Here is a 23,246-nt window from a genome sequence, read left to right on the forward strand (position 1 = left end):
GTGGTACGAAACGTGAAGAAGTAGAGCGGGGTCAGGTATTGGCAAAGCCAGGTAGTATATCGCCACATACCAAATTCACGGCTGAGATATATGTGTTGAGTAAAGAAGAAGGTGGAAGACATACCCCGTTTTTTCCCGGATATCGTCCACAATTTTACTTCAGGACAACAGACGTTACGGGAGCGATCGAATTGCCAGCGGGAACGGAGATGGTGATGCCTGGGGACAATGTGTCGGTGACAGTGAATTTAATAGCGCCCATAGCGATGGAGGATGGATTGCGTTTTGCAATACGTGAAGGCGGAAGAACGGTTGGTGCCGGTGTTGTTGCTAAAATTATTGAGTGATTTAGAAAGGTTATAAAAAGTAAAGAACAATAAAGATCAATATTGAATTTACAAAATCGGGATCGAATAAATGCAAAACCAGAAAATAAGAATTCGCCTTAAAGCCTTCGACTATCGATTAATAGATAAATCAGCGCTTGAAATTGTTGAAACAGCAAAAAGAACGGGAGCAGTTGTTAAGGGTCCCGTACCATTACCGACTAGAATTGAGCGCTTTGATGTGTTGCGATCACCCCACGTCAATAAAACATCACGTGATCAATTTGAAATAAGAACGCACTTGAGATTAATGGATATTATTGACCCAACAGATAAAACAGTTGATGCGCTCATGAAGTTAGATTTGCCAGCTGGTGTGGATGTGGAAATTAAATTATAAATAATCTGCATCATCGATGATAAGAAAAGGGATATTTTTTAGTTTAAGAAATTTTAGATAGACTGAAATAAATAACTCCTTAAAAGAGGATAAAAATGAGTTTAGGACTAGTTGGTCGGAAGATCGGTATGACACGAATCTTTACAGAAAATGGGGATAGTCTTCCAGTGACTGTAATTGATGTCTCTAATAATCGTGTTACTCAGATAAAGAAGATTGAGAAAGATGGTTATTCAGCTGTTCAGCTTTCTTTTGGGGAAAAAAGAGCAAGTAGGGTAAACAAATCTAGTGCAGGTCATTTCGCTAAAGCGGGAGTTGAGGCTGGAAGTATCTTAAAAGAGTTTCGGGTAAATAAAGATGAAGATCTTAATCAACTTCAAGATGGAATGGTGATTAAGAATGATATTTTTACAGTGGGACAAAAAGTTGACATATCTGGAATAACGATAGGAAAAGGATATGCGGGTGTCATTAAACGGCATCATTTTTCTTCCAATAGAGCAAGTCACGGTAATTCAAAAGCACATAATAAACCTGGATCAATTGGTATGGCGCAAGATCCTGGACGTATTTTCCCTGGCAAGCGTATGTCTGGTCACCTGGGAAATGTTAAAAGAACCACCCAAAACCTTGAAGTAATAAGAATTGACACTGAAAGAAGTCTATTGTTGGTAAAAGGCGCAATACCGGGACCAAAAAATGGAAATGTTATTGTGCGCCCAAGTATAAAAGAAAAAAAGTAAATTAATAGCTAAAACAAACAGTAATAAGGTGAACAGGTAATGGAACTAAAGCTTATCGGTAAAAAGGATCAGAAAACAGATAGTATTATTGTTTCTGATGAGCTTTTTAATAGAGATTACAATGAGGCGCTTGTTCATCAAGTCATAACATCATATTTATCGAATGCGCGTGGTGCGACACGAGCGCAAAAAGGGCGATCAGATGTGGCTAAATCTACACGTAAGCCATGGAGACAGAAGGGCACGGGACGTGCGCGTGTAGGGATGGCTTCTAGTCCAATTTGGCGTGGTGGTGGTAAGGTATTTCCAAGTAGCCCTGATGAAAATTTTAGAAAAAAGTTAAATAAGAAGATGTATAGAGCTGGCGTAAGTGTGATCGTATCTCAGTTAATAAGGGATAATAGATTGTTAGTTACAGACACATTTAATATCGATACACATAAAACTAAAGCTCTATCAGAAAAATTGGAAGCACTTGGACTAGACGAAGTGATGGTGATTACTCATGAGATTGATGATAACTTGTATTTGTCGTCACGCAATATTCCACGGATTGCTGTTGTTGAAGTGAAAAATGTCGATCCTGTTAGTCTTTTAAGATTCGAAAAAATTCTTATTACAACTGAAGGATTGAAGAAATTTGAGGAACTTCTCTCATGAATAATCTAAATATAAGCCATGAACGCTTATTGAAAATAATATTAGCTCCGCATATTTCAGAAAAAACGACATTTCTGGGAGAGCAAAATAATCAATCAGTATTTCGCGTTGCGACAGATGCGACAAAAAAAGAGATAAAGGCTGCTGTTGAATTATTGTGGAAAGAACAAAAAATAGAAGTTATAAATGTTCGGACTATGAATGTAAAAGGAAAGCGAAAAAGATTTGGGCGTTTTATGGGATCCAGAAGTGATTGGAAAAAAGCTGTTGTTAGTATCAAGGAAGGACAAGAATTAAGTTTTACTAATTTTTCTACTGCAGAAGAGGCTAAGTGATGGCACTTGTAAAATTAAAACCAACATCACCAGGGCGAAGATCTGTAGTTAGGCTGATCAATAAGGATTTGCATAAAGGTGAGCCGCATAAAAATCTGATTGAAAAACAATCTAAAACTGCGGGCCGTAATCATCACGGTCGAATTACCACAAGACACCGAGGTGGTGGTCATAAGCAGCATTATAGATTGATTGATTTTAAGCGTGACAAAGACGATATCGCAGCTGTTGTTGAGCGCATTGAGTACGATCCAAATCGAACAGCAAATATTGCGTTAGTTTGTTATACAGATGGTGAAAGAAGATACATAATAGCGCCTAAAGGCTTAAATGTCGGTGCGAGAATTAGCAGTGGCAGAAATGCGCAAATCAAAGCAGGAGATGCTTTACCATTACGTAATATACCTATGGGAACGATAATACACTGTGTTGAATTGTTACCAGGAAAAGGCGCTCAACTAGCGCGATCCGCAGGAACTTCAGTTCAACTGCAAGCACGCGAAGGGAATTATGCGCAAATTAAACTTCGTTCTGGTGAGATGCGCAAGGTTCATATCGATTGCCGTGCAACAATTGGTGAAGTGGGTAATTCCGAGCATAACTTGAGGTCTATTGGTAAAGCAGGTGCTGTACGTTGGCGAGGAATTCGTCCGACTGTTAGAGGAGTTGCCATGAATCCAATTGATCATCCGCATGGGGGAGGTGAAGGTAGGACATCTGCTGGACGACATCCAGTAAGTCCATGGGGAACTCCAGCAAAAGGCTACAGAACTCGAAATAATAAAAGAACCGATGTGATGATAGTACGTCATCGTTATTCAAAGAAAGGATGATAGTTAAATGGCACGTTCAGTAAAAAAAGGTCCATTCGTTGATACGCATTTATTGGCAAAAATAGAAAAAGCACGCGATACAAATGATAAAAGACCGATAAAAACTTGGTCTAGAAGATCGACGATACTGCCAGATTTTATTGGATTAACCGTTGCTGTCCATAATGGCAAACAACATATACCAATTTATGTAACGGAAAATATGGTTGGGCATAAGTTTGGTGAATTTTCACTAACTCGTACCTTTAAAGGCCATGCTGGTGACAAAAAAGCTGTAACGAAGCGATAGGAAATAATCATGGAAACAACTGCTGTATTACGTGGCGTACGCTTATCAGCTCAAAAAGGACGTCTTGTGGCTGATCAAATCAGAGGGCTTTCTGTAGACAAAGCATTAAATATATTGATGTTTAGTCCAAAGAAAGGAGCTGAAATAATACGAAAGCTCTTAGAGTCTGCAATTGCAAATGCAGAACACAATGATGGAGCTGATATTGATGAACTGAAAATATCTACAATTTATATTGATCGCGGTACATCAATGAAAAGAACGAGCGCGCGCGCGAAAGGGCGTGGTAATAGAATTGTAAAACCTACATGCCATATATTGCTTACAGTGGGCGATAGTGATGGCCAGACTAAATAAAGGCATTAATTGATATGGGTCAGAAAATACATCCAATAGGATTTCGTCTATCAGTTCAAAGAAATTGGCTATCCAGATGGTATGCAAATAGTAATAATTTTGCCACTATGCTCAATGAAGATATTAAAGTGCGAGAATTTCTCCATGATAGATTAAAGAATGCTTCGGTTGGTAGAATCTTGATAGAAAGACCCTCAAAAAATGCAAGAATTACAATTTTTAGCTCACGCCCTGGTGTGGTGATTGGGAAAAAAGGTGAGGACATAGAAGTATTGCGAAGCGAACTTCAAAAGAGAATGGGTGTACCTGTTCATGTGAATATTGAAGAGATAAGAAAACCCGAACTAGATGCTCAATTAATAGCAGATAATATTGCACAGCAATTGGAAAAACGAATAATGTTTCGTAGAGCGATGAAACGGGCGATGCAGAATGCCATGCGACTGGGCGCGCAAGGGATTAAAATAATGAGTTCTGGCAGATTAAATGGAATAGAAATTGCTCGTACAGAGTGGTATCGCGAAGGAAGAGTACCTCTACATACGCTGAGAGCTGATCTGGATTATGGTACATCAGAAGCTAGAACAACTTATGGGATTATAGGCATTAAGGTATGGATCTTTAAAGGCGAAGTGCTTGGAAAGGGTGAGCAGACTAGTCTTACAACACCAAACTTGAGTTCAGATAACGAAAAAAAGAAGACTTCTAAGAAAGCATCTACGGCATTTATAAAATCAGCGAGTATTAAAGGTGTAAAAGAAGCTGTTGGGTATTCTGAAGCAGAAGTGTTAAGTATAACGAATACAGAAAATTCCGCAAACACAGAAGTTAATAAGAATTCTGGAGAGAAAAATGCTTCAGCCAGCTAGAACAAAATATAGAAAGCAACAGAAAGGTAGAAATACTGGAGTAGCAACGCGTGGAGCGAAAGTAAGTTTTGGCGAATTTGGACTTAAAGCGATTGGTCGAGGTCGATTAACAGCACGTCAAATCGAAGCAGCTCGTCGAGCTATGACTAGGCATATTAAAAGAGGGGGGCGTATTTGGATACGAATATTCCCAGACAAACCAATTTCGCATAAGCCAGCAGAAGTTAGAATGGGTAAAGGAAAAGGGAATCCAGAGTATTATGTAGCTGAAATACAGCCAGGCAAGATGTTATATGAAATGGATGGTGTCAATGAAGAAATGGCAAAAGAAGCATTCCGACTTGCTGCAGCTAAATTGCCAATCAGGACAATGTTTACAATAAGACAAATTGGCGGATAGTAATGAAAGCACGTGAATTAAGAGAAAAGCAATTACCTGAATTAAATAGAGAGCTTGTTTCTTTGCTAAAGGCACATTTTGGTTTACGTATGCAATTGGCTACTCAGCAACTATCAAATACGAGACAATTGAAATTAATTAAAAGAGATATTGCAAGAGTGAAAACCGTTATAACTCAGAAGCAATCAAATCATGACTAATGAAAAATTAAAGCGTACTTTGAGTGGACGTGTTACTAGTAATAAAATGGATAAAACAGTGACAGTCCTTGTAGAACGCAGATTAAAGCATCCTTTATATGGAAAATTTATAACACGAACCAAGAAATATCATGCACATGATGATAATAATCAATTTTTGATTGGCGATCTTGTTGAAATTGTTGAATGTAGACCTTTATCAAGAACCAAGAATTGGAAAGTAACGAGAATTCTAAACGAAGAATCAAATGCCTGAGATTTAACTGTAAATATATAATTAAGTTTTCTTGTGGCGATTCATTAGGTATAATTATAAGTTTATTTAAGTTCAAAATAATTCCATGGAATTGTTGACGTTTAATAGCTTAAGTGTGGATTACTAACGAGAGATTGTTAAAAAACACCGGTTATTTAAATTAATATCAAAAGCGAATAAAAATGATTCAAATGCAATCAATATTAAAAGTAGCGGATAATACTGGTGCCAGATCACTTATGTGCATTAAAGTTCTTGGCGGTTCAAAAAGACAATATGCCGGAATTGGCGACATAATTAAAGTTAGCATTAAAGATGCAGCTCCTAGGGGACGTGTAAAAAAAGGAGAAGTATATAATGCAGTCGTAGTGCGCACTGCAAAAGGCGTAAGACGTGTAGATGGTTCTTTATTGAAATTTGATGAAAATGCAGCAGTTTTGCTGAATAATAAATTTGAACCAATAGGAACACGTATTTTTGGACCGGTTACTCGGGAATTACGTAATGCGCGATTTATGAAAATTGTTTCACTAGCGCCTGAGGTTTTGTAGTAGTAAAAAGGAACATTTATGCGAAAAATTAGAAAAGGCGATGACGTAATAGTTATTGCAGGAAGGGATAAAGGTAAAAGGGGATCTGTGCTTAGAACAGTTGGAATTGATCGTATTGTAGTTCAAGGTATTAATTCTGTAAAGAAACATCAGAAACCTAATCCTACAATTGGCAATGCAGGTGGAATCATTGATTTAGAAATGTCAATTCACATTTCAAATGTGGCTATATATAATTTTTCTTCAAAAAAATCGGATAGAGTAGGATTTAAAGTAGATAATAATAATAAAATACGTATATTTAAGTCTACTGGCGATTTAATTAAAACTTAATATGGGATTGGAATTTATGGCGCGCTTGCAAGAATATTATCGTAATACTGTTACTAAACAGTTGATCGATCAATTTAGTTACGAATCCATTATGGAGGTACCTTGCATTAGCAAAATAACTCTTAATATCGGACTAGGTGAAGCAACTGTAGATAAAAAAATTGTCGAACATGCAATTTCCGATATGAAGAAGATCTGCGGTCAACAACCTGTTATAACTAGGGCAAAGAAATCAATAGCAACCTTTAAGGTGAGGCAAGATTATCCTATAGGATGCATGGTTACACTCCGTCGAATAAGAATGTACGAGTTTTTAGATAGATTAATCACTGTTGCAATACCTAGAATTCGTGACTTTCGGGGAATTTCTGGAAAATCATTCGACGGAAGAGGTAATTACAATATGGGTATAAAAGAGCAAATTATTTTCCCAGAAATTGATTACGATAAAATTGATGCTTTGCGTGGCATGAATATATCCATTACTACAACAGCAAAGAGCGATGTTGAGGCAAAAGCTTTATTGTCTGCATTTAATTTCCCATTTAAGAATTGAGGTTAGAATGGCAAAGCTTTCAATTATTAATAGAAATTTAAAAAGAAAAAAGATAGTACAAAAATTTTCTGAACAACGACTCGCATTATTTAAAATAATAAATGATACTAAACTAAATGACGAAGATCGTTTCAATGCACGAGTGATTTTGCAAAATCTTCCTAGAGATTCAAGTCCTGTGCGTTTGAGAAATAGATGCACTTTAACTGGTAGACCTCGCGGTGTTTACTCAAAATTTGGTCTGGGAAGAAATAAGTTAAGAGAGATAGCTATGAGTGGAAAAATACCCGGGATTATCAAAGCGAGCTGGTAACTAGATTAAATCAATCAATAGAATTATCTTAATAAACACAAATAATAATTTTTTTATAAATAAGTAGGTACTGACATGAGTATGAGCGATCCAATTGCAGATATGTTAACTCGAATAAGAAATGCGCAATTGGCTAAGAAGCGATCTGTGAAAATGCCAAGTTCGAATATTAAACTATCGATAGCGGACGTTCTTAAAGATGAAGGATATATTAATGATTTTAGTGTTGTGAGGGATAATAGTAAAAATACTTTAGAAATATTACTTAAATATTATTCTGGTGATCCAGTAATTGAACAAATAAAACGTATCAGTAAACCTGGACTTAGAATATATAAATCTAGTAAAAATCTACCAGATATTATGAATGGATTAGGGATAGCAATCGTTTCAACTTCTAAAGGTGTTATGACCGAACGAAAGGCACGAGCAGTTGGTATCGGTGGTGAACTTTTGTGTACTGTTGTCTAGTTTAAAGGATTTTTTAAATGTCTCGAGTAAGCAAGAACCCGATAACAATACCAGCCAATGTCGAAATTAACATATTACCATTTAGTGTTTCAGTTAAAGGTCCTCTAGGGACACTGCAGCAGGTGTTAACTAATGATATTATGTTAGAAATCAATCAAAATATTTTGAAGATTCAAACAACTAACGATTCAAAGCATGCTAATGCGTTATCAGGAACAATTCGTGCGCTTATTGCTAATATGGTACATGGTGTATCAGTTGGGTTTGAAAAAAAATTGCAATTGGTTGGTGTAGGATATAGGGCGCAAGCTGGCTTAAATAAAGTTAATTTAACTTTAGGTTTTTCGCATCCAGTTGATCATGTTGTTCCAGATGGCATAACGATTGAAACACCATCGCAAACTGAAATAATAATTAAAGGTATAGACAAGCAGAAAGTAGGTCAAACTGCTGCAGATATTCGAGCTTATAGAAAACCTGAACCCTACAAAGGTAAAGGTGTACGATATTCTGATGAAGTTATTATTCTCAAAGAAACGAAGAAAAAATAATTGAGATAAAAATGTTGAATTTAAAAGAAAAAAGAATTAGGCGCTCACTAAAAACGCGAATTAAAATTGCAGAATTAGATGTAATACGATTGTCCGTACATCGTACTAATTCACATATTTATGCTCAGCTCATCGATGATAGGAATAATAAAATTATAACCTGTGCATCTACTTTAGAGTCTGATGTGCGTAAATCTTTTACTACAGGTGGTAATGTGGCTGCAGCTGCTTTTATTGGTAAAAGAATTGCTGAGAAAGGTAAAGATTGTGGTATATCGAATATTGCTTTTGATAGATCGGGTTATAAATACCATGGACGTGTTAAAGCACTAGCAGAAGCTGCACGTGAGAATGGATTAAAATTTTAATTTAAGGTTTGATAATGGCAAAAATCGGCAAAACTAATGGCAAGGCAGCAAGCATAGAAGAAAGCGGCGATGATTTGCGCGAGAAAATGGTTGCGATTAATAGAGTTACAAAAGTCGTTAAGGGAGGACGTATTCTTGGTTTTGCTGCACTTACTGTAGTTGGAGACGGTGATGGTAGTGTCGGCATGGGTAAAGGGAAATCTCGAGAAGTACCGGTTGCTGTACAGAAAGCAATGGATGAGGCTCGAAGAAGAATGACTAAAATTAAAATAAAGAGTGGTACCATTTATCATCCTATAACTGCTTCGCATGGTGCTGCAAAAGTATACATGCAGCCTGCGCCAGAGGGCACTGGAATTATAGCCGGTGGACCGATGCGTGCAATATTTGAGGTCATGGGCATGACAAACATTTTGGCTAAATGCATCGGTTCTACAAATCCATATAATGTTGTTAGAGCGACACTTAAGGGCCTTAATGCTATGAATACACCAGCAAATATTGCCGCCAAAAGAGGCAAAACAGTAAAAGAAATCCTTGGACAAGATAATGGATGATAATAAGAAAATAAAAACAATAAAAGTTACTCTTGTGAGAAGTCCAATTGGAACAAAACAATCACATCGTGCCACCGTTCGAGGTTTAGGTTTACGTAAAGTAAATAGTTTTTCAATGCTTCATGATACTCCTGAGACACGTGGTATGATTCATAAAATTAACTACTTAGTAAAGTGTGAATAATAATATCATGTACTTGAATTCAATTAAATCAGCGACGGGTTCTAAAAAAACTAAGTTAAGAGTAGGAAGAGGCATGGGTTCAGGGATTGGTAAAACTTGTGGCAGAGGTCATAAAGGTCAAAAATCACGAGCTGGTGGTTTTCATAAAGTAGGCTTCGAAGGAGGACAAATGCCAATCCAAAGAAGATTGCCAAAACGGGGTTTCTGCATAATAAATGGATATAAACCTTCCGAATTGAAACTTTCCGATTTGAATATTTTGCCAGAAAACGATATAAATCTTGCTACTTTAAAGAAATATAGATTAATCTCAAATAGAATAACAAAAGTAAAGATTTTGAATACCGGAATTTGTGATAGGTTGTTTAACATAAATGGAATACTTGTTACTGGCGGTGCCAAAATGGCAATAGAAGAAAATGGCGGCTCTATTACATAGAAGTATAAGGATATAAATTGGCTATAAAAGGAACAACAGTTAAACCAGTTGATAAATTTGCTGATCTCAAACGTCGTTTGTGGTTTCTATTGCTAGCATTGATTGTTTACAGAATAGGAGCGCATGTGCCGGTGCCTGGTATAGATCCAGTCACTCTAAAAGAATTATTTGACTCGCAGGAAAGTAGTGTGTTGGGAATGTTTAATATGTTTTCTGGCGGAGCACTTTCAAGGTTTTCTATCTTTGCACTTGGTATAATGCCGTATATATCGGCTTCAATCATTATGCAATTAGGAACAGTGGCAATTCCTTATCTTGAGGCGCTAAAGAAAGAGGGGGAAAGTGGTCGAAGAAAAATAACACAATATACTCGATATGGCACATTAGCGTTAGCATTAGTGCAAAGTTATGGAATTTCTGTTGCCCTTCAATCCCAGCCGGGTTTAGTTATTCAGCCTGGTGGTATGTTCGTACTTACTACTGTCATTACGTTGGTTACAGGTACGATTTTTTTGATGTGGTTAGGGGAACAAATCACAGAGCGCGGTATAGGAAATGGCATTTCGTTAATTATTTTTGCAGGAATTGCAGCTGGATTACCAAGTGCAATAGGTGGAACTTTAGATCTAGTGAGCACTGGTTCTATGCATTTTCTTGTGGCATTGGGTATTTTTCTTGCAGCTGCATTGGTTACTGCATTTGTTGTCTTTGTTGAGAAAGGACAAAGACGAATTTTAGTTAATTATGCTAAACGCCAGGTTGGGCAGAAGATATATGGAGGGCAGAGTTCACATTTGCCGTTAAAGCTCAATATGGCTGGTGTTATACCCCCTATTTTCGCTTCAAGTATCATTTTATTTCCTGCCACTTTAGCAGGATGGTTTGCAAGTGGAGACTCCATGACATGGTTAAAGGATATTAGTGGAGCATTATCCCCCGGCCAACCCATATATGTAATTCTTTATGCTGTAATGATTATATTCTTCTGTTTTTTTTATACAGCTCTTGTTTTTAATCCAAAAGAAACAGCTGATAATCTTAAGAAAAGTGGAGCATTTATACCAGGTATTAGACCCGGAGAACAGACTACAAGATATATAGAAAGGATAATGTTGCGTTTAACTCTTACTGGTTCGATATATGTGACGCTTGTATGTTTATTACCTGAATTCTTAATTCTTAAATGGAATGTACCGTTCTATTTTGGCGGTACTTCATTATTAATTATTGTAATCGTAACTATGGATTTTATGTCGCAGATTCAATCGCATGTTATGTCTTCACAGTATGATAGCTTATTGAAAAAAGCTAATTTTAAAACAGGCAGTGGAAAACTACCTGCAAGATAATTTAATTATGATAGTTAATGGCTAAAGAAGACACGATACAGATGCAAGGTGAGATACTTGAAACGCTCCCTAATGCAACTTTTAAAGTAAAATTAGAAAATGGACATATTGTACTTGGCCATATATCAGGAAAGATGCGTATGCACTATATACGAATATTACCGGGTGATAAAGTTACAGTAGACTTAACACCTTATGATTTAACGAGAGCAAGAATCACATTTAGAGCGAAATAATTTCAATAATTAGATCGCATTAACAAAATATTCACTATCGATTTATGGAATTTTTATAATGAAAGTAAATGCATCTGTAAAGAAATTTTGTAGAAACTGCAAAATAATACGCCGTAATCGGGTCGTTCGAGTGATTTGTACTGATCCTAGACATAAGCAAAGACAAGGCTAATTGTAATAAATTTTGTATATAAGAGACAGGGAAATTAAATGGCGCGTATAGCTGGCGTAAATATACCCAATCATCAGCATGTAGGAATCGCTCTTACTGCAATTTATGGTATCGGTAGATCCAGTTCTAAAAATATATGTAGTGTAGTTGGCATCGAAACTGATAAAAAATTGAAAGATTTATCTGAAGAGCAGATTGATCAATTACGAGATCATATTTCAAAGCTTACAATCGAGGGTGATTTACGTCGAGAAATATCTATGAATATTAAGAGGTTAATGGATCTTGGCTGTTATAGAGGATTGCGGCACAGACGAGGTTTACCGGTACGAGGTCAACGTACTCGAACTAATGCAAGAACGCGGAAGGGGCCACGTAAAGCAGTACGTGCAAGATAAAAATTTTAGTTTAATTCAGATATGCAATATTAAAAAGGAATTTATTTTCCATGGTCAAGGTCGCTACAAGAGTTCGTAAGAAGATTAAGAAAAATGTGTCGGAAGGAATAGCACATATTCATGCTTCATTTAACAATACTATTATTACTATAACTGATAGGCAGGGTAATGCATTATCATGGGCTACTTCAGGCGGAGCAGGTTTTAAAGGGTCTCGAAAAAGCACACCCTTTGCTGCTCAAGTCGCTGCAGAAAATGCAAGTAAAATTGCGATAGAATGTGGTGTGAAGAACCTTGAGGTCAGAGTTAAGGGACCCGGTCCTGGGCGTGATTCTGCAGTAAGGGCTTTAAATTCAGCTGGATTTAAAATTACAAGTATTTCGGATGTAACACCAGTTCCGCATAATGGTTGTCGTCCACCAAAAAAACGTCGTATTTGAGGAGAGTACGTTGGCTAGAAATCTTGAACCAAAATGTAAGCAATGTCGACGCGAAGGCGAGAAGCTTTTCTTAAAAGGCGAAAAATGTTTTACTGATAAGTGTGCGATTGAAAGGAGAAATTACCCTCCAGGTCAACATGGTCAGAAAAAAGGTAGATTATCTGATTATGGTGGTCAGCTACGCGAGAAACAGAAGATTAGAAAGATATATGGAATTCTCGAAAGACAATTCCGTAATATCTATAAATCAGCTGATCAGCAACGTGGTGTAACTGGCGATAATTTGCTGCAGTTATTGGAGAGCCGTCTTGATAATGTAGCATTTCATATGGGATTCGGTTCATCTCGATCAGAAGCGAGACAAATTGTTAGACACAACTGTATTTTAGTGAATGGACAGCGTGTAAATATTCCAGCTTATTTAGTTAAGGCAGGGGATACTATCGAGATTGCTAAGAATGCTAAAGAACAACTACGAATAAAATCTTCGATAGAAGCAGCTGATAGACGAAATTTTCCAGCTTGGATTGAAATGAACGTTAAAGAAATGAAGGGAATCTTTAAATCTAAGCCTGAACGATCGGAACTACCTGCAACAATTAATGAATCCTTAGTTGTAGAATTGTATTCTAAGTAAAATAAATTATTGGTTAGCTTTTAGCTAAAGGACATTACTATGCAAGGTAATGAATTACTAACACCACGTATTATTGATGTTCAAAATATATCGCCTCTACATGCTAAAGTCATTATGGAACCTTTTGAAAGAGGATACGGCCATACTTTGGGAAATGCGTTAAGACGGATACTTCTGTCCTCGATGACAGGATTTGCTCCTACCGAGGTTAAAATTGCTGGTGTAGTTCATGAGTACTCTGCACTTGATGGAGTACAAGAAGACATTGTAGATATATTGCTGAATATTAAGGGAATAGTTTTGAAGCTTCATAATAATGATGAAGCTATCATTTCATTAAAGAAAACCGGAAAATGTGTTGTTACAGCTGGCGATATTGAAGTTGGTCATGATGTAGAGATACTGAACCCTGATCATGTGATAGCACATCTAACGGCTGATGGAAAGATTGATATTCAACTTAAAGTAGAAAGGGGAATAGGATACGTTCCAGCTACAGTAAGAAAGAATAAAAATGTTGAAACTAGCATTGGGACAATCTTACTTGATGCATCATTTAGTCCTATTAGACGTGTTAGTTATACGGTCGAAAGCGCACGTGTCGAACAACGAACTGACCTTGATAAATTAGTAATGGATTTGGAAACTAATGGTGTTGTCGAACCCGAAGAGGCTATTCGATTTGCTGCACGGGTTTTGGTACAGCAGCTATCTGTGTTTGCTGATTTAGAGAGCACACCTATTCCTAAAGAACAGCCACAAGTACCGCAAATTGACCCGATATTGTTGCGTCCTGTTGACGACTTGGAGCTCACTGTAAGATCCGCCAACTGTCTAAAAGTTGAGAATATTTATTATATTGGTGATCTAATACAGCGAACGGAAGCTGAACTTTTACGAACACCTAATTTGGGAAGAAAATCATTAAATGAAATAAAAGAGGTTCTTGCCTCTCGTGAGCTAACTCTAGGAATGAAGCTGGACAATTGGCCGCCGGCAAATCTTGATAATCTTGCTAAGGATTCAAATCATGCGCCACAATAACGCATTAAGGAAATTAAATCGTTCTAGTAGTCACAGGGCGGCTATGTTTCGCAATATGAGTAACTCTCTTTTGCGACATGAAGTTATTAAAACAACACTTCCAAAAGCTAAAGAGCTAAGAAGATATGTTGAGCCCGTTATAACTTTAGGTAAAAATCCATCACTCTCCAATCGACGATTGGCTTTTAATAGACTGCGTGATCGTGAGAATGTTACAAAACTTTTTATCGAATTAGGCCCTCGCTATATTGCAAGGCCAGGTGGATATATTAGAATTCTCAAATATGGGTATAGAAAAGGAGATAATGCACCTATGGCACTTGTAGAGCTTGTTGATAGACCTGTAGAAAAGCTAACATCAAATCCTGAGGAAACTGAGAATTAATAATTATTCCTTATTTTAATTAATAGAAGAATATTTACTCATTTGAGTATGTAGTAATTTAGTTGGGATATAATCATTATTGGATTTTGTACCGTTATGTATGAATCAGAGAACATTATCTATTCTTCGGCTTTTAAAGGACGGACAATTTCAGAGTGGTGAATATTTAGCGGGAAAGCTTCATTGTAAACGTGCAACTATATCGCGGGCATTAAAAAATATCGACTCTTATGGAGTTGAAATAGTTAAGATCCGTGGACGAGGTTACCGTTGGATTAATCCAATTTTATATTTGAACAGAGACTTAATTCTTAATTGTTCTTCAATAGATCCAAGAAAATTCAATATAACTCTTTTTGATACCATTGATTCTACTAACACTTTTCTATTAAATAATTTAGAAAATGGAATGATAGATAACAACTGTGTACCAGTTGTTGCTACAGAGTATCAAACAAATGGACGTGGTCGTGCAGGAAGATTATGGCATAGCGGATTTGGCGACAGTCTTACCTTCTCTTTCGGATGGCGGTTCGATCAAGGCGTATCTGCGCTATCGGGGCTAAGTTTGATAATTGGTATTGCAGTAATACGTGTTTTACGATCCTTCTCAATTAGTTGCGTTAATCTTAAATGGCCTAATGATATATTGTACGATAACAAGAAGCTTGCTGGTATATTAATTGAACTTCGTGGTGAAATATTTGGCCCTTCTTATGCAATAATTGGCATTGGCATTAATTTTAAGCTCTCTGATATTACTAATTCTTTTATAAATCAAGAAATTACTGATTTATCATCAATCTCTGATGCCTATTTAGATCGTAATCAAATCTTAAGTGCACTACTCACTGAATTTCTGAATATTCTGCCTGTATTTGTAGATTACGGCTTCGCATATTTTCAGAAGGAATGGATCAGCTATCATGCTTTTGAAAGACAGGCAGTTAGTTTGATATTGCCTAATGGTAGTGTCATTGTAGGCACGTTTGATGGCGTGATGGAAGATGGTTCTATTTGTTTAATGACTTCTTCGGGAAGAAAATCCTACCATGTAGGCGATATTTCTATCCGTCTGAACTCCCTTTGAGTAATTGATGCCGCATATCCTTGCGATTGACTCTGGTAATTCATTCGTAAAATGGGGATTGTTCAATCATGGTCGGTGTTTAAAACAAGGCAAGGTACAGTACGATAAGATACAAAATGTTAAAAACGATTTCAAAGAGCTGCAAGCACCAGGATCAATTATTATTTCTCATGTTGCTCGTGCGGCAACAAAAAATCAAATCAGTGAGCAAATCTCAAGTTGGCCGGTAAAACCGCACTGGATTCGTTCCTGCGCATTCCAATGTGGAGTTTCTAATAGTTATTCCGATCCTGCTCAATTAGGTTGTGATCGTTGGGCCTCTTTAATAGCTGCTTGGGAAATGCAGCAGCAAGCTTGTTTAGTCATTAATGTCGGTACTGCAGTGACAATTGATGCGCTATCCCAGTCTGGAGAATTTCTTGGTGGTATCATTCTACCTGGTTTTCAACTGATGCTTAATAGTCTCCAACTTGGTACTCAATTATTTAATGCTGATATGAGTACTTATGAAGACTTTCCTGTTAGCACTAACAGTGCGATACAGAGCGGTATAATACATTCTGTAATAGGTGCTATTGAGCGCATGAATAATTTACTATCAATGAAGATAAATCAACCTGTAAAAACTAGCATTATCAGCGGGGGTGCGGCATCTTTATTATTCCCTTTTATCAAGATTCCAATCAAAGCGATTGATAATTTGGTGCTGAAAGGGCTTGTTTTGATCGCTGAAGATTCTCTCTAATACATTGAGTTATTATTTGATGAAAAGCTTATGTCTCGATTTAACAATATAACCTTCTACACATCAGTCAATGATGTTCGAGATTTACCACAGCATACAGGCATTGAGATTGCTTTTGCCGGGCGATCTAATGCTGGAAAATCTAGCGCTATTAATACACTTACAAATCGAAGTCGTTTGGCTTTTGTTAGTAAAACACCTGGACGCACACAATTAATTAATTATTTTCAACTAAATACAGATCAATTTTTTGTCGATTTACCTGGCTATGGTTATGCGAAGGTCCCAGATTCCATACGACAACACTGGCAAAATTTATTGAGTGACTATCTGCAAACACGCCAGCCACTCAAAGGTTTGGTGCTAATAATGGATATTCGTCATCCCTTAAAACCTCTTGATATCAAAATGCTTGATTGGTTTGCACCTACTGGGAAAGCAATTCATATTTTACTAACAAAAGCTGACAAGATGAGTGCGCAGCGGGCAAATATTACCTTAAAGGACGTAGCGCTATATCTAAAGGGGGCTTACCCGCAATGCAGTGTTCAGTTATTTTCCAGCTTAGCAGCCACCGGCGTTGAAGATGCAACTACCGTCATTAGTGAATGGCTAGGTACTAATTAATTGCTAAGGGATAAATTTTTTACTTCGCTTTATGAGTTTCTAGAGAAGAAAAAAAGCCCCCGGTTAAAGGGGAGAAAAACCGGGGGGAACTGCCTTAATATCACTTAAGACCCTGCCTCAGGGAGGAAAGACAGGGGGAACCACAATCAAGATGTCCGTTTATAAGAGAGTTCAATGTTTGAGTTAGTTCCCGAACAGTATTGTTTTTTCTAATTTATTTTTTCTACTTTATTTATTATGTTTTCTTATAGCCAATTTCCTCAAAGACGAATGAGACGTATGCGTCGTGACATGTTTTCCCGTCGTCTTATGCAAGAAACTCATCTTCAGATCAATGATCTGATTTATCCAGTTTTTGTATTGGATGGGAAAAACCGTACTGAGAATGTTAAGTCTATGCCGGGTGTAGTAAGACAGAGCGCTGATCTCTTAATGACTCAGGCGGAGAATTGTTTACAATTAGGTATTCCAGCCCTTGCTATTTTTCCGGTTATCGATGCTGAACTAAAGAACCTGACAGCGAGTGAAGCATACAATCCTGATGGCTTGGTGCCTAGAGTGGTCCGACAATTAAAGAAGAATTTCCCTGAATTGGGAGTGATTACAGATATAGCGTTGGATCCCTATACAAGTCATGGTCAAGATGGCTTGATTGATCAACTTGGCTATGTATTGAACGATGAAACAGTAAATGTTCTTTGTCAGCAAGCATTGGTACATGCACAAGCTGGTGCTGATATTGTAGCGCCATCTGATATGATGGATGGACGCATTGCGGCAATTCGAAATAGTTTGGATAACCAGCAGTTTATTCATACAAGAATTTTGGCGTATTCTGCAAAATATGCCTCAAGTTTTTATGGACCATTTCGTGATGCAGTTGGGTCGGCAGCAAGCCTTGGTGCTGGAAATAAATATACGTATCAAATGGACCCTGCAAATTCAGATGAAGCATTATGGGAAGTTGGATTGGATCTGAATGAAGGCGCTGACATGGTGATGATTAAACCTGGAATGCCCTATTTGGATATTGTTCGCCGGGTGAAGGATCAATATGGCGCACCTACATTTGTATATCAGGTCAGCGGCGAGTATGCGATGCTCAAAGCTGCCGCAATTAACGGATGGTTAAATGAAGAAGCCTGCGTGTTGGAATCTTTGCTTGCTTTTAAACGCGCAGGTGCTGATGGAATTCTAACATACTATGCAGTAGAAGCAGCGAGTTGGCTAAAGAAGAATTTATAATGCATTAAAGAGCAGGATTGATACTAGAATAATTGGTCTTTTAAATCTCTTGTGACTTTGGGTGCATCATCAACGGAATTGTCAGCGACCGGTGGTAGCTGTTCATTAAAGAAATATTCTGTAACATCTCCGGCTGGTTCTCTGAATCCTGTCGCTGAATTAACTCTGGTTGCAAGAACACCATTGGGAGGTTTGTATTCTGCCATGGGAATACCTTTTAGGACTGGGCCCATATAATCCATCCAAATAGGCAATGCGACACGCCCTCCTGTTTCATTATTTCCTAGTGATCGAGGTTCGTCATATCCTGTCCAGGCGATTGTGACCAAGTCTTTTTGAAAACCACAAAACCAGGCATCAACAAAATTACTGGTGGTCCCAGTTTTTCCTGCCAAATCACTACGTCCCAGTTGTTTAGCTTTAATGGCTGTACCGTGATTGATGACATCTTGCATCATGCTTGTCATGATGTAGGCATTACGGGGATCAATGACGCGTTTGGCGCCATTTAAAGCTGTTACGGGCTGGAATTGTTCGATCGTGTTGCCTTTTTCATCTTCTATTCGCTTTATAAAGTAGGGCGCAATACGGAAACCGCCATTTGCAAAAATAGCATATCCAGCGGCCATTTGCATTGGTGTAACCGAACCAGAACCTAGTGCCATGGGTAAATAGGGGGGGTGACGATTTGCATCAAAACCAAATCGGGTAATGTAATCTTGCGCATACTGTATTCCGATAGCCTGTAGTATGCGGATAGACACAAGATTTTTTGATTTTACTAGTGCTGTTCGCAAGCGCATGGGCCCTTCAAATTTTCCATCAAAATTCTTCGGTTCCCATAATTGACTACCTGTTTGAGCAGCACTGAATGATAGCGGTGCATCATTAATGATTGTGGCGGGAGTGAAGCCCTTTTCCAAAGCTGCGGAATAAATAAAAGGCTTAAAACTGGAACCAGGTTGCCGCCAAGCTTGAGTGACATGATTAAATTGATTTTTATGAAAATCAAATCCGCCGATTAAAGCACGGATAGCGCCATCATTGGGATCAAGGGAAACAAGTGCAGCTTCTATTTCGGGGAGCTGGGTGATATGCCAACTGTTCTTTTGGTCTTTTTGTATACGAATTAATGTACCCGGAATAATGTATTTCTTCCCAGCCTCTTTTTTATCAACCAGAAATTTCTGTGCAAACTTAAGCCCTTCACTGGTAATCTCAATGATTTCTCCACCCTTACGGTAAGCCTGGACGGTATTAGGTCTAGCACTTAATACGATGGCTGCGTAAATATCATCGCTTTCATTGATTTCTTCCAATGCATCATCAAGCGTTTTTTCCTGATTACTGCCATGTTTTAGTAAATTAATATGTGCTTCCGGGCCACGATAACCACGACGCCTATCATATTCAATGATATTTTTACGTAGCGCCTGATAGGCAGCTTTCTGATCTAATTGACGGATAGTTGTATAGACTTTGATACCTTTGCTATAAGTTTCTTCTTGGTATCGATCATATATCACCTGACGAACCATTTCAGCAACATAATCAGCCGGCATTGCTAAGGCAGCCGACTGCTTCTTAACAGGAATAGGTTGTTTTTCTAATTCACCCAATTCTTCGCTTGAGATGTAGTTAAGTTTATGTAATCGGCCCAGTACATAAAGTTGCCGGCTTTTAGCGCGCTTAGGATTACTGATCGGGTTATAGCTCGAAGGAGCTTTGGGTAACCCTGCTAACATGGCAGCTTCAGCAATATTAATTTCTTGCAGTGATTTCCCGAAATATGTTTGTGCGGCTGCTGCAAAACCATAACTGCGCTGGCCGAGGTAAATTTGGTTGACGTAAAGCTCTAAGATGTTGTCTTTGCTGAGATTACTCTCAATCTTGAAAGCCAAAAGCGCTTCGCTGAATTTTCTTGTCAATGTTTTTTCTCTAGTCAGAAAAAAATTCCGAGCTACTTGCATCGTTATGGTACTGGCACCCTGGCGCACACTGCCTGCAGAAAAATTTGAATAAGCAGCACGTAATACGCCCAGGTAATCAACGCCGCCGTGTTCATAAAAGCGATCATCTTCTGCAGCAAGGATTGCCTGTTTAAGATGTGCCGGTACTTCAGAAATATTGATAACATTTCTACGCTCTGCACCAAACTCCCCTATTAATAGACCCTCATCGCTATAAATGCGTAATGGTATTTTAGGGCGATAATCCGTCAGTGTATCTAATGATGGTAAATTGGAATGTATGACCAGTGCAGCAAACCCAGCCAGCAATACGCCAATCAAACCTAATGCAGAAAATGCGACAAAAAAGTAATACAGCCAACGTGCTAGCATGAATTTGGATTGATTAGTTGATGCGATCGTTAAAGTACACAGTTATAGGGGGTATATCTATTGTTTTTCTTTGAATAAAATTTCTCGGATTCTGTCAGAATCAGCGTCAATCATTTGTTCTGTTGAGTAACTATACTGAATTAATGCAGGGAATGAGTAGTTTACATATATTCAGCATTAGTAGGGTAATTTATAATTTGCGAGTATCGCTTCTAATAAGCCAATGTTCAAGGGAAATTTTGCTATCAATTTAGACTTCTTTAAGATGAAGTCACCACCATTAATAGGTGTGGACATTAGTTCTTCATCTGTAAAAATGGTCGAATTATCATTGGTTGATAAAGAGAGTAAAACCTATCGGATTGAGCGCTATGCGATTGAATCCATGCCAGCAGATGCAATGTTGGATGGCGCAATCGAAAACATGGAGGCAGTCAGTGAATGCCTGCGGCGTGGATGGAAACGTATGGGAACGCGCCAAAAGAATGTGGTGCTTGCACTACCCGCGACAGATGTTATTACCAAAAAGATTGTGGTTCCAGACGGGCAACGCGAGGATGACCTGGTTTTTCAAGTCGAGAATGAAGCCAGTCAATATATTCCTTTTCCTTTAGATGAAGTTGATTTGGATTTTCAAGTAACCAGGCCAGTGCCTGATAATCCAGAAGAAGTTGAAGTGCTTATCGCTGCATCGCGTAAAGAGAAGGTAGAGGATCGTGTGGCTGTTGCGCTTGCGGCAAGTCTTAAAACAGTCATTATGGATGTTGAACCCTATGCAGCGCAGGCTGCATTTGAATTAACGCTGAGTCAATTACCTGGAGGTGGAAAAGATCAGGTAATGGCGCTGGTTGACATTGGCGCGACAATCATGAAAATTAATGTATTTCTTAACGGTGAGTCATTATATACGCGAGATCAGCCATTTGGTGGTAATCAACTGACTCAGGAAATTCATAATCAGTTTAATCTCTCGGTGGAAGATTCAGAGACTGCTAAAAGGAATGGCGGTCTACCTGAAAACTATAAGACGGATGTTTTGCAGCCATTTTGCGAAACGCTGGCTATTGAAGTGATGCGTGCTATTCAGTTTTTTTACACATCGACGCAATATACCGAAGTTAATTATATTTTTATTGCGGGGGGGTCCGCAGCTATTCCCGGGTTAGACGCAATTATCGCATCACGTACGCAAGTAAGCACCCTCGTTGTGAACCCTTTCTCAACCATGGAGTTGTCAAGTCGTATCATTCCAAGGCAACTTAATCTGGACGCACCTTCTCTGCTGATTGCCTGTGGTTTGGCGCTGCGTAGTTTTGATCCATTATGATTCGAATTAACCTACTACCTCATCGCGAACTTAAGCGTAAAGCGAGACAGCAGCAGATTGCAGTTCTGGCAGGTTTGGTTGGTTTACTAGCGATCGCTGTTGTTATGAGCATTCATACAATTAACGCTGGAAAAATAGATTACCAGAATGGCCGCAATCAATACTTAACTGACCAGATTGCTATTCTGGATAAGGAAATTGCAGAAATTAGAGACATAAAAACGCAAACTCAGGAGTTAATAGCGCGCAAGCAAGTTGTTGAGACATTACAGAACAGCCGGTCTGAAGTCGTTCATTTGCTGGATCAGTTGGTCAGATTACTTCCGGATGGCGTATATTTGCAGAGTGTCAAACAAGAAGACCATAACATTACTTTAGTTGGGTATGCGCAATCCAATGCCTGGGTTTCAGTGTTGATGCGTAACCTCGAATCATCTCAGTGGCTTGAATCACCCTTATTGATAGAAATTAAGGCGATGACTGTTAATAATGTGCGCCAAAATGAATTTAACATGAAAATAAAGCTCAAGCGGGTAACTATGGACGCTGTGCAAAATTCACTCCCTGCTACTGCTGCGAAATCTTAAGACTGCGCTTGCGATGAATAATCTACTTCTTGAATTACGCCAGCTCGATATCAACCAGGCAGGAAACTGGCCGGTAGCATTTAAGGTTGCCGCTTTGGCAATTTTATTTGTTGCTATTATCGTTGCAGGTCATCTCATGGTTTGGCAGGAGCAAATTGAAACACTGGAAAATATTCAAGCTCAAGAAGAAACTTTAAAAAATACTTATCTGGCTAAAAAAAGAAATGCTGTTAATTTGCCTGCTTTGCGTCTGCAGTTAAAGGATATTGAACAATCTCTCCGTTCCTTGCTGAAACAACTGCCAGATAAGTCAGAAATGGAAGCCTTATTAGTGGATATCAATCAGGCTGGCTTAGGCCGTGGATTGCAATTTGAATTATTTAAACCAGCGGCGAAGGAAACGATACACACGTTTTATGCCGAACTCCCCGTTTCTATCCGTGTGACAGGCGGTTATCACGATATTGGGGCTTTTACCAGCGATGTTGCACAGTTATCACGTATCGTGACATTAAATGACATTAGCTTAACACCAGGAACTGATGGAAAACTAGTGTTGGATGCTGTTGCAAAAACATTCCGCTATCTGGATGAAGAAGAAATAACAAAGCAGGCCGGGGGCAAATGAATT

Annotated in this window: 37 protein-coding genes and 1 pseudogene; 37 read left to right on the forward strand and 1 reads right to left on the reverse strand. The window is 38.3% G+C overall.

Annotated features, from left to right (window positions below):
* The 34 genes and pseudogenes from tuf to hemB form a co-directional block, all read left to right on the forward strand.
* Positions 1-347, forward strand: a pseudogene (gene tuf, locus QZ942_RS09140) (elongation factor Tu); the annotation flags it as partial.
* Between the two features lie 70 nt (positions 348-417).
* Positions 418-726 carry a 30S ribosomal protein S10 gene (gene rpsJ, locus QZ942_RS09145; protein WP_013966801.1) on the forward strand — a complete coding sequence of 103 codons (309 nt, stop codon included), beginning with the start codon at positions 418-420 and terminating at the stop codon, positions 724-726.
* Between the two features lie 95 nt (positions 727-821).
* Positions 822-1,469 (forward strand): 50S ribosomal protein L3, encoded by a 648-nt coding sequence (gene rplC, locus QZ942_RS09150; RefSeq protein ID WP_292994871.1) that lies wholly within the window; start codon positions 822-824, stop codon positions 1,467-1,469.
* A gap of 39 nt (positions 1,470-1,508) precedes the next feature.
* Entirely contained in the window at positions 1,509-2,129 is a 621-nt protein-coding gene (gene rplD / locus QZ942_RS09155; protein WP_292994873.1) for a 50S ribosomal protein L4, read from the forward strand.
* The gene (gene rplW / locus QZ942_RS09160; protein WP_292994875.1) at positions 2,126-2,464 is read left to right on the forward strand and encodes a 50S ribosomal protein L23; all 339 of its coding nucleotides are present in this window, start codon (positions 2,126-2,128) and stop codon (positions 2,462-2,464) included. The genes rplD and rplW overlap by 4 nt, the downstream gene beginning before the upstream one ends.
* Positions 2,464-3,297 carry a 50S ribosomal protein L2 gene (gene rplB, locus QZ942_RS09165; RefSeq protein WP_292994877.1) on the forward strand — a complete coding sequence of 278 codons (834 nt, stop codon included), beginning with the start codon at positions 2,464-2,466 and terminating at the stop codon, positions 3,295-3,297. Before rplW ends, rplB begins: the two co-directional genes overlap by 1 nt.
* Before the next feature lie 7 nt (positions 3,298-3,304).
* Complete coding sequence (rpsS, locus tag QZ942_RS09170) at positions 3,305-3,586, forward strand: 30S ribosomal protein S19 (RefSeq protein ID WP_292994879.1); 282 nt, start codon at positions 3,305-3,307, stop codon at positions 3,584-3,586.
* A gap of 9 nt (positions 3,587-3,595) precedes the next feature.
* Positions 3,596-3,943 (forward strand): 50S ribosomal protein L22, encoded by a 348-nt coding sequence (rplV, locus tag QZ942_RS09175; RefSeq protein WP_292994881.1) that lies wholly within the window; start codon positions 3,596-3,598, stop codon positions 3,941-3,943.
* A 14-nt stretch (positions 3,944-3,957) separates the two neighbouring features.
* The gene (gene rpsC, locus QZ942_RS09180) at positions 3,958-4,812 is read left to right on the forward strand and encodes a 30S ribosomal protein S3 (protein WP_292994883.1); all 855 of its coding nucleotides are present in this window, start codon (positions 3,958-3,960) and stop codon (positions 4,810-4,812) included.
* Positions 4,796-5,212 carry a 50S ribosomal protein L16 gene (gene rplP, locus QZ942_RS09185; RefSeq protein WP_292994885.1) on the forward strand — a complete coding sequence of 139 codons (417 nt, stop codon included), beginning with the start codon at positions 4,796-4,798 and terminating at the stop codon, positions 5,210-5,212. Before rpsC ends, rplP begins: the two co-directional genes overlap by 17 nt.
* A gap of 2 nt (positions 5,213-5,214) precedes the next feature.
* Positions 5,215-5,412, forward strand: a complete 198-nt coding sequence (gene rpmC / locus QZ942_RS09190; RefSeq protein WP_292994887.1) for a 50S ribosomal protein L29 — start codon at positions 5,215-5,217, stop codon at positions 5,410-5,412.
* The gene (rpsQ, locus tag QZ942_RS09195) at positions 5,405-5,668 is read left to right on the forward strand and encodes a 30S ribosomal protein S17 (RefSeq protein ID WP_292994889.1); all 264 of its coding nucleotides are present in this window, start codon (positions 5,405-5,407) and stop codon (positions 5,666-5,668) included. The genes rpmC and rpsQ overlap by 8 nt, the downstream gene beginning before the upstream one ends.
* Positions 5,669-5,850: 182 nt before the next feature.
* On the forward strand, positions 5,851-6,219 hold the full coding sequence (gene rplN / locus QZ942_RS09200) for a 50S ribosomal protein L14 (RefSeq protein ID WP_292994891.1): 369 nt from the start codon (positions 5,851-5,853) through the stop codon (positions 6,217-6,219).
* Positions 6,220-6,237: 18 nt separating this feature from the next.
* A complete protein-coding gene (gene rplX, locus QZ942_RS09205; protein ID WP_292994893.1) occupies positions 6,238-6,552 on the forward strand; it encodes a 50S ribosomal protein L24 in 315 nt (104 codons plus the stop codon).
* Between the two features lie 16 nt (positions 6,553-6,568).
* Complete coding sequence (gene rplE / locus QZ942_RS09210; protein ID WP_292994963.1) at positions 6,569-7,108, forward strand: 50S ribosomal protein L5; 540 nt, start codon at positions 6,569-6,571, stop codon at positions 7,106-7,108.
* A gap of 7 nt (positions 7,109-7,115) precedes the next feature.
* Complete coding sequence (rpsN, locus tag QZ942_RS09215) at positions 7,116-7,421, forward strand: 30S ribosomal protein S14 (protein ID WP_292994895.1); 306 nt, start codon at positions 7,116-7,118, stop codon at positions 7,419-7,421.
* A gap of 75 nt (positions 7,422-7,496) precedes the next feature.
* The gene (gene rpsH, locus QZ942_RS09220; RefSeq protein WP_292994897.1) at positions 7,497-7,892 is read left to right on the forward strand and encodes a 30S ribosomal protein S8; all 396 of its coding nucleotides are present in this window, start codon (positions 7,497-7,499) and stop codon (positions 7,890-7,892) included.
* 17 nt (positions 7,893-7,909) lie between these two features.
* Positions 7,910-8,443 carry a 50S ribosomal protein L6 gene (gene rplF, locus QZ942_RS09225; protein ID WP_292994899.1) on the forward strand — a complete coding sequence of 178 codons (534 nt, stop codon included), beginning with the start codon at positions 7,910-7,912 and terminating at the stop codon, positions 8,441-8,443.
* A gap of 11 nt (positions 8,444-8,454) precedes the next feature.
* Positions 8,455-8,811 carry a 50S ribosomal protein L18 gene (gene rplR, locus QZ942_RS09230; protein ID WP_292994901.1) on the forward strand — a complete coding sequence of 119 codons (357 nt, stop codon included), beginning with the start codon at positions 8,455-8,457 and terminating at the stop codon, positions 8,809-8,811.
* 14 nt (positions 8,812-8,825) lie between these two features.
* On the forward strand, positions 8,826-9,368 hold the full coding sequence (rpsE, locus tag QZ942_RS09235; RefSeq protein ID WP_292994903.1) for a 30S ribosomal protein S5: 543 nt from the start codon (positions 8,826-8,828) through the stop codon (positions 9,366-9,368).
* On the forward strand, positions 9,361-9,552 hold the full coding sequence (rpmD, locus tag QZ942_RS09240; RefSeq protein ID WP_292994905.1) for a 50S ribosomal protein L30: 192 nt from the start codon (positions 9,361-9,363) through the stop codon (positions 9,550-9,552). Before rpsE ends, rpmD begins: the two co-directional genes overlap by 8 nt.
* A gap of 7 nt (positions 9,553-9,559) precedes the next feature.
* Positions 9,560-9,991, forward strand: coding sequence for a 50S ribosomal protein L15 (rplO, locus tag QZ942_RS09245; RefSeq protein ID WP_292994964.1), 432 nt, complete (start codon positions 9,560-9,562; stop codon positions 9,989-9,991).
* A 17-nt stretch (positions 9,992-10,008) separates the two neighbouring features.
* The gene (secY, locus tag QZ942_RS09250) at positions 10,009-11,340 is read left to right on the forward strand and encodes a preprotein translocase subunit SecY (protein WP_292994907.1); all 1,332 of its coding nucleotides are present in this window, start codon (positions 10,009-10,011) and stop codon (positions 11,338-11,340) included.
* A 17-nt stretch (positions 11,341-11,357) separates the two neighbouring features.
* Entirely contained in the window at positions 11,358-11,576 is a 219-nt protein-coding gene (gene infA, locus QZ942_RS09255) for a translation initiation factor IF-1 (protein ID WP_292994909.1), read from the forward strand.
* A gap of 58 nt (positions 11,577-11,634) precedes the next feature.
* Positions 11,635-11,748 (forward strand): 50S ribosomal protein L36, encoded by a 114-nt coding sequence (rpmJ, locus tag QZ942_RS09260; protein ID WP_292994911.1) that lies wholly within the window; start codon positions 11,635-11,637, stop codon positions 11,746-11,748.
* Positions 11,749-11,786: 38 nt separating this feature from the next.
* Positions 11,787-12,146: a 30S ribosomal protein S13 gene (gene rpsM, locus QZ942_RS09265; protein WP_292994913.1), complete on the forward strand. Its 360-nt coding sequence runs from the start codon at positions 11,787-11,789 to the stop codon at positions 12,144-12,146.
* 50 nt (positions 12,147-12,196) lie between these two features.
* Entirely contained in the window at positions 12,197-12,586 is a 390-nt protein-coding gene (rpsK, locus tag QZ942_RS09270) for a 30S ribosomal protein S11 (RefSeq protein WP_292926302.1), read from the forward strand.
* 10 nt (positions 12,587-12,596) lie between these two features.
* A complete protein-coding gene (gene rpsD / locus QZ942_RS09275) occupies positions 12,597-13,223 on the forward strand; it encodes a 30S ribosomal protein S4 (protein ID WP_292994915.1) in 627 nt (208 codons plus the stop codon).
* A gap of 39 nt (positions 13,224-13,262) precedes the next feature.
* Entirely contained in the window at positions 13,263-14,267 is a 1,005-nt protein-coding gene (rpoA, locus tag QZ942_RS09280; RefSeq protein ID WP_292994917.1) for a DNA-directed RNA polymerase subunit alpha, read from the forward strand.
* Complete coding sequence (rplQ, locus tag QZ942_RS09285; RefSeq protein WP_292994919.1) at positions 14,254-14,652, forward strand: 50S ribosomal protein L17; 399 nt, start codon at positions 14,254-14,256, stop codon at positions 14,650-14,652. The genes rpoA and rplQ overlap by 14 nt, the downstream gene beginning before the upstream one ends.
* 100 nt (positions 14,653-14,752) lie before the next feature.
* Positions 14,753-15,742, forward strand: coding sequence for a biotin--[acetyl-CoA-carboxylase] ligase (locus QZ942_RS09290; protein WP_292994921.1), 990 nt, complete (start codon positions 14,753-14,755; stop codon positions 15,740-15,742).
* A gap of 7 nt (positions 15,743-15,749) precedes the next feature.
* Positions 15,750-16,487: a type III pantothenate kinase gene (locus tag QZ942_RS09295; RefSeq protein ID WP_292994923.1), complete on the forward strand. Its 738-nt coding sequence runs from the start codon at positions 15,750-15,752 to the stop codon at positions 16,485-16,487.
* 30 nt (positions 16,488-16,517) lie between these two features.
* Positions 16,518-17,114, forward strand: coding sequence for a ribosome biogenesis GTP-binding protein YihA/YsxC (yihA, locus tag QZ942_RS09300; protein ID WP_292994925.1), 597 nt, complete (start codon positions 16,518-16,520; stop codon positions 17,112-17,114).
* A 237-nt stretch (positions 17,115-17,351) separates the two neighbouring features.
* The gene (hemB, locus tag QZ942_RS09305) at positions 17,352-18,359 is read left to right on the forward strand and encodes a porphobilinogen synthase (protein ID WP_292994927.1); all 1,008 of its coding nucleotides are present in this window, start codon (positions 17,352-17,354) and stop codon (positions 18,357-18,359) included.
* Between the two features lie 23 nt (positions 18,360-18,382).
* On the opposite strand, the gene QZ942_RS09310 is transcribed toward hemB, so the two are convergent.
* On the reverse strand, positions 18,383-20,701 hold the full coding sequence (locus QZ942_RS09310) for a penicillin-binding protein 1A (protein WP_292994929.1): 2,319 nt from the start codon (positions 20,699-20,701) through the stop codon (positions 18,383-18,385).
* A 223-nt stretch (positions 20,702-20,924) separates the two neighbouring features.
* Between QZ942_RS09310 and QZ942_RS09315 the strand changes: the two genes are divergently transcribed.
* From QZ942_RS09315 to QZ942_RS09325, 3 genes are read left to right on the forward strand one after another with little or no spacing between them, the layout of a single operon-like run.
* Positions 20,925-22,028: a pilus assembly protein PilM gene (locus QZ942_RS09315; RefSeq protein WP_292994931.1), complete on the forward strand. Its 1,104-nt coding sequence runs from the start codon at positions 20,925-20,927 to the stop codon at positions 22,026-22,028.
* Entirely contained in the window at positions 22,025-22,615 is a 591-nt protein-coding gene (locus tag QZ942_RS09320) for a PilN domain-containing protein (RefSeq protein ID WP_292994933.1), read from the forward strand. Before QZ942_RS09315 ends, QZ942_RS09320 begins: the two co-directional genes overlap by 4 nt.
* Positions 22,616-22,628: 13 nt before the next feature.
* Positions 22,629-23,243, forward strand: coding sequence for a type 4a pilus biogenesis protein PilO (locus QZ942_RS09325; protein WP_292994935.1), 615 nt, complete (start codon positions 22,629-22,631; stop codon positions 23,241-23,243).
* Positions 23,244-23,246 lie beyond the last annotated feature (3 nt).

Source organism: Nitrosomonas sp. (genome assembly GCF_021731985.1).
GTDB lineage: Bacteria > Pseudomonadota > Gammaproteobacteria > Burkholderiales > Nitrosomonadaceae > Nitrosomonas.

Excerpts from the sequence above, each read along its gene's own strand:
- rplB (WP_292994877.1), top strand. The coding sequence starts at position 2,464 with ATGGCACTTGTAAAATTAAAACCAACATCACCAGGGCGAAGATCTGTA.
- rpsM (WP_292994913.1), top strand. The coding sequence starts at position 11,787 with ATGGCGCGTATAGCTGGCGTAAATATACCCAATCATCAGCATGTAGGA.
- rplF (WP_292994899.1), top strand. The coding sequence starts at position 7,910 with ATGTCTCGAGTAAGCAAGAACCCGATAACAATACCAGCCAATGTCGAA.
- rplN (WP_292994891.1), top strand. The coding sequence starts at position 5,851 with ATGATTCAAATGCAATCAATATTAAAAGTAGCGGATAATACTGGTGCC.
- rplR (WP_292994901.1), top strand. The coding sequence starts at position 8,455 with ATGTTGAATTTAAAAGAAAAAAGAATTAGGCGCTCACTAAAAACGCGA.
- rplD (WP_292994873.1), top strand. The coding sequence starts at position 1,509 with ATGGAACTAAAGCTTATCGGTAAAAAGGATCAGAAAACAGATAGTATT.
- rpsJ (WP_013966801.1), top strand. The coding sequence starts at position 418 with ATGCAAAACCAGAAAATAAGAATTCGCCTTAAAGCCTTCGACTATCGA.
- rplV (WP_292994881.1), top strand. The coding sequence starts at position 3,596 with ATGGAAACAACTGCTGTATTACGTGGCGTACGCTTATCAGCTCAAAAA.
- QZ942_RS09295 (WP_292994923.1), top strand. The coding sequence starts at position 15,750 with ATGCCGCATATCCTTGCGATTGACTCTGGTAATTCATTCGTAAAATGG.
- rplE (WP_292994963.1), top strand. The coding sequence starts at position 6,569 with ATGGCGCGCTTGCAAGAATATTATCGTAATACTGTTACTAAACAGTTG.
- hemB (WP_292994927.1), top strand. The coding sequence starts at position 17,352 with ATGTTTTCTTATAGCCAATTTCCTCAAAGACGAATGAGACGTATGCGT.
- rplX (WP_292994893.1), top strand. The coding sequence starts at position 6,238 with ATGCGAAAAATTAGAAAAGGCGATGACGTAATAGTTATTGCAGGAAGG.
- rpsN (WP_292994895.1), top strand. The coding sequence starts at position 7,116 with ATGGCAAAGCTTTCAATTATTAATAGAAATTTAAAAAGAAAAAAGATA.
- QZ942_RS09310 (WP_292994929.1), bottom strand. The coding sequence starts at position 20,701 with ATGCTAGCACGTTGGCTGTATTACTTTTTTGTCGCATTTTCTGCATTA.
- QZ942_RS09325 (WP_292994935.1), top strand. The coding sequence starts at position 22,629 with ATGAATAATCTACTTCTTGAATTACGCCAGCTCGATATCAACCAGGCA.
- rpmC (WP_292994887.1), top strand. The coding sequence starts at position 5,215 with ATGAAAGCACGTGAATTAAGAGAAAAGCAATTACCTGAATTAAATAGA.
- rplP (WP_292994885.1), top strand. The coding sequence starts at position 4,796 with ATGCTTCAGCCAGCTAGAACAAAATATAGAAAGCAACAGAAAGGTAGA.
- rpsQ (WP_292994889.1), top strand. The coding sequence starts at position 5,405 with ATGACTAATGAAAAATTAAAGCGTACTTTGAGTGGACGTGTTACTAGT.
- rpoA (WP_292994917.1), top strand. The coding sequence starts at position 13,263 with ATGCAAGGTAATGAATTACTAACACCACGTATTATTGATGTTCAAAAT.
- rplW (WP_292994875.1), top strand. The coding sequence starts at position 2,126 with ATGAATAATCTAAATATAAGCCATGAACGCTTATTGAAAATAATATTA.
- rpsH (WP_292994897.1), top strand. The coding sequence starts at position 7,497 with ATGAGTATGAGCGATCCAATTGCAGATATGTTAACTCGAATAAGAAAT.
- rplC (WP_292994871.1), top strand. The coding sequence starts at position 822 with ATGAGTTTAGGACTAGTTGGTCGGAAGATCGGTATGACACGAATCTTT.
- rpsC (WP_292994883.1), top strand. The coding sequence starts at position 3,958 with ATGGGTCAGAAAATACATCCAATAGGATTTCGTCTATCAGTTCAAAGA.
- infA (WP_292994909.1), top strand. The coding sequence starts at position 11,358 with ATGGCTAAAGAAGACACGATACAGATGCAAGGTGAGATACTTGAAACG.
- QZ942_RS09290 (WP_292994921.1), top strand. The coding sequence starts at position 14,753 with ATGAATCAGAGAACATTATCTATTCTTCGGCTTTTAAAGGACGGACAA.
- rpmJ (WP_292994911.1), top strand. The coding sequence starts at position 11,635 with ATGAAAGTAAATGCATCTGTAAAGAAATTTTGTAGAAACTGCAAAATA.
- QZ942_RS09315 (WP_292994931.1), top strand. The coding sequence starts at position 20,925 with ATGTTCAAGGGAAATTTTGCTATCAATTTAGACTTCTTTAAGATGAAG.
- rpsS (WP_292994879.1), top strand. The coding sequence starts at position 3,305 with ATGGCACGTTCAGTAAAAAAAGGTCCATTCGTTGATACGCATTTATTG.
- rpsE (WP_292994903.1), top strand. The coding sequence starts at position 8,826 with ATGGCAAAAATCGGCAAAACTAATGGCAAGGCAGCAAGCATAGAAGAA.
- rplQ (WP_292994919.1), top strand. The coding sequence starts at position 14,254 with ATGCGCCACAATAACGCATTAAGGAAATTAAATCGTTCTAGTAGTCAC.
- rpmD (WP_292994905.1), top strand. The coding sequence starts at position 9,361 with ATGGATGATAATAAGAAAATAAAAACAATAAAAGTTACTCTTGTGAGA.
- rpsK (WP_292926302.1), top strand. The coding sequence starts at position 12,197 with ATGGTCAAGGTCGCTACAAGAGTTCGTAAGAAGATTAAGAAAAATGTG.
- QZ942_RS09320 (WP_292994933.1), top strand. The coding sequence starts at position 22,025 with ATGATTCGAATTAACCTACTACCTCATCGCGAACTTAAGCGTAAAGCG.
- rplO (WP_292994964.1), top strand. The coding sequence starts at position 9,560 with ATGTACTTGAATTCAATTAAATCAGCGACGGGTTCTAAAAAAACTAAG.
- yihA (WP_292994925.1), top strand. The coding sequence starts at position 16,518 with ATGTCTCGATTTAACAATATAACCTTCTACACATCAGTCAATGATGTT.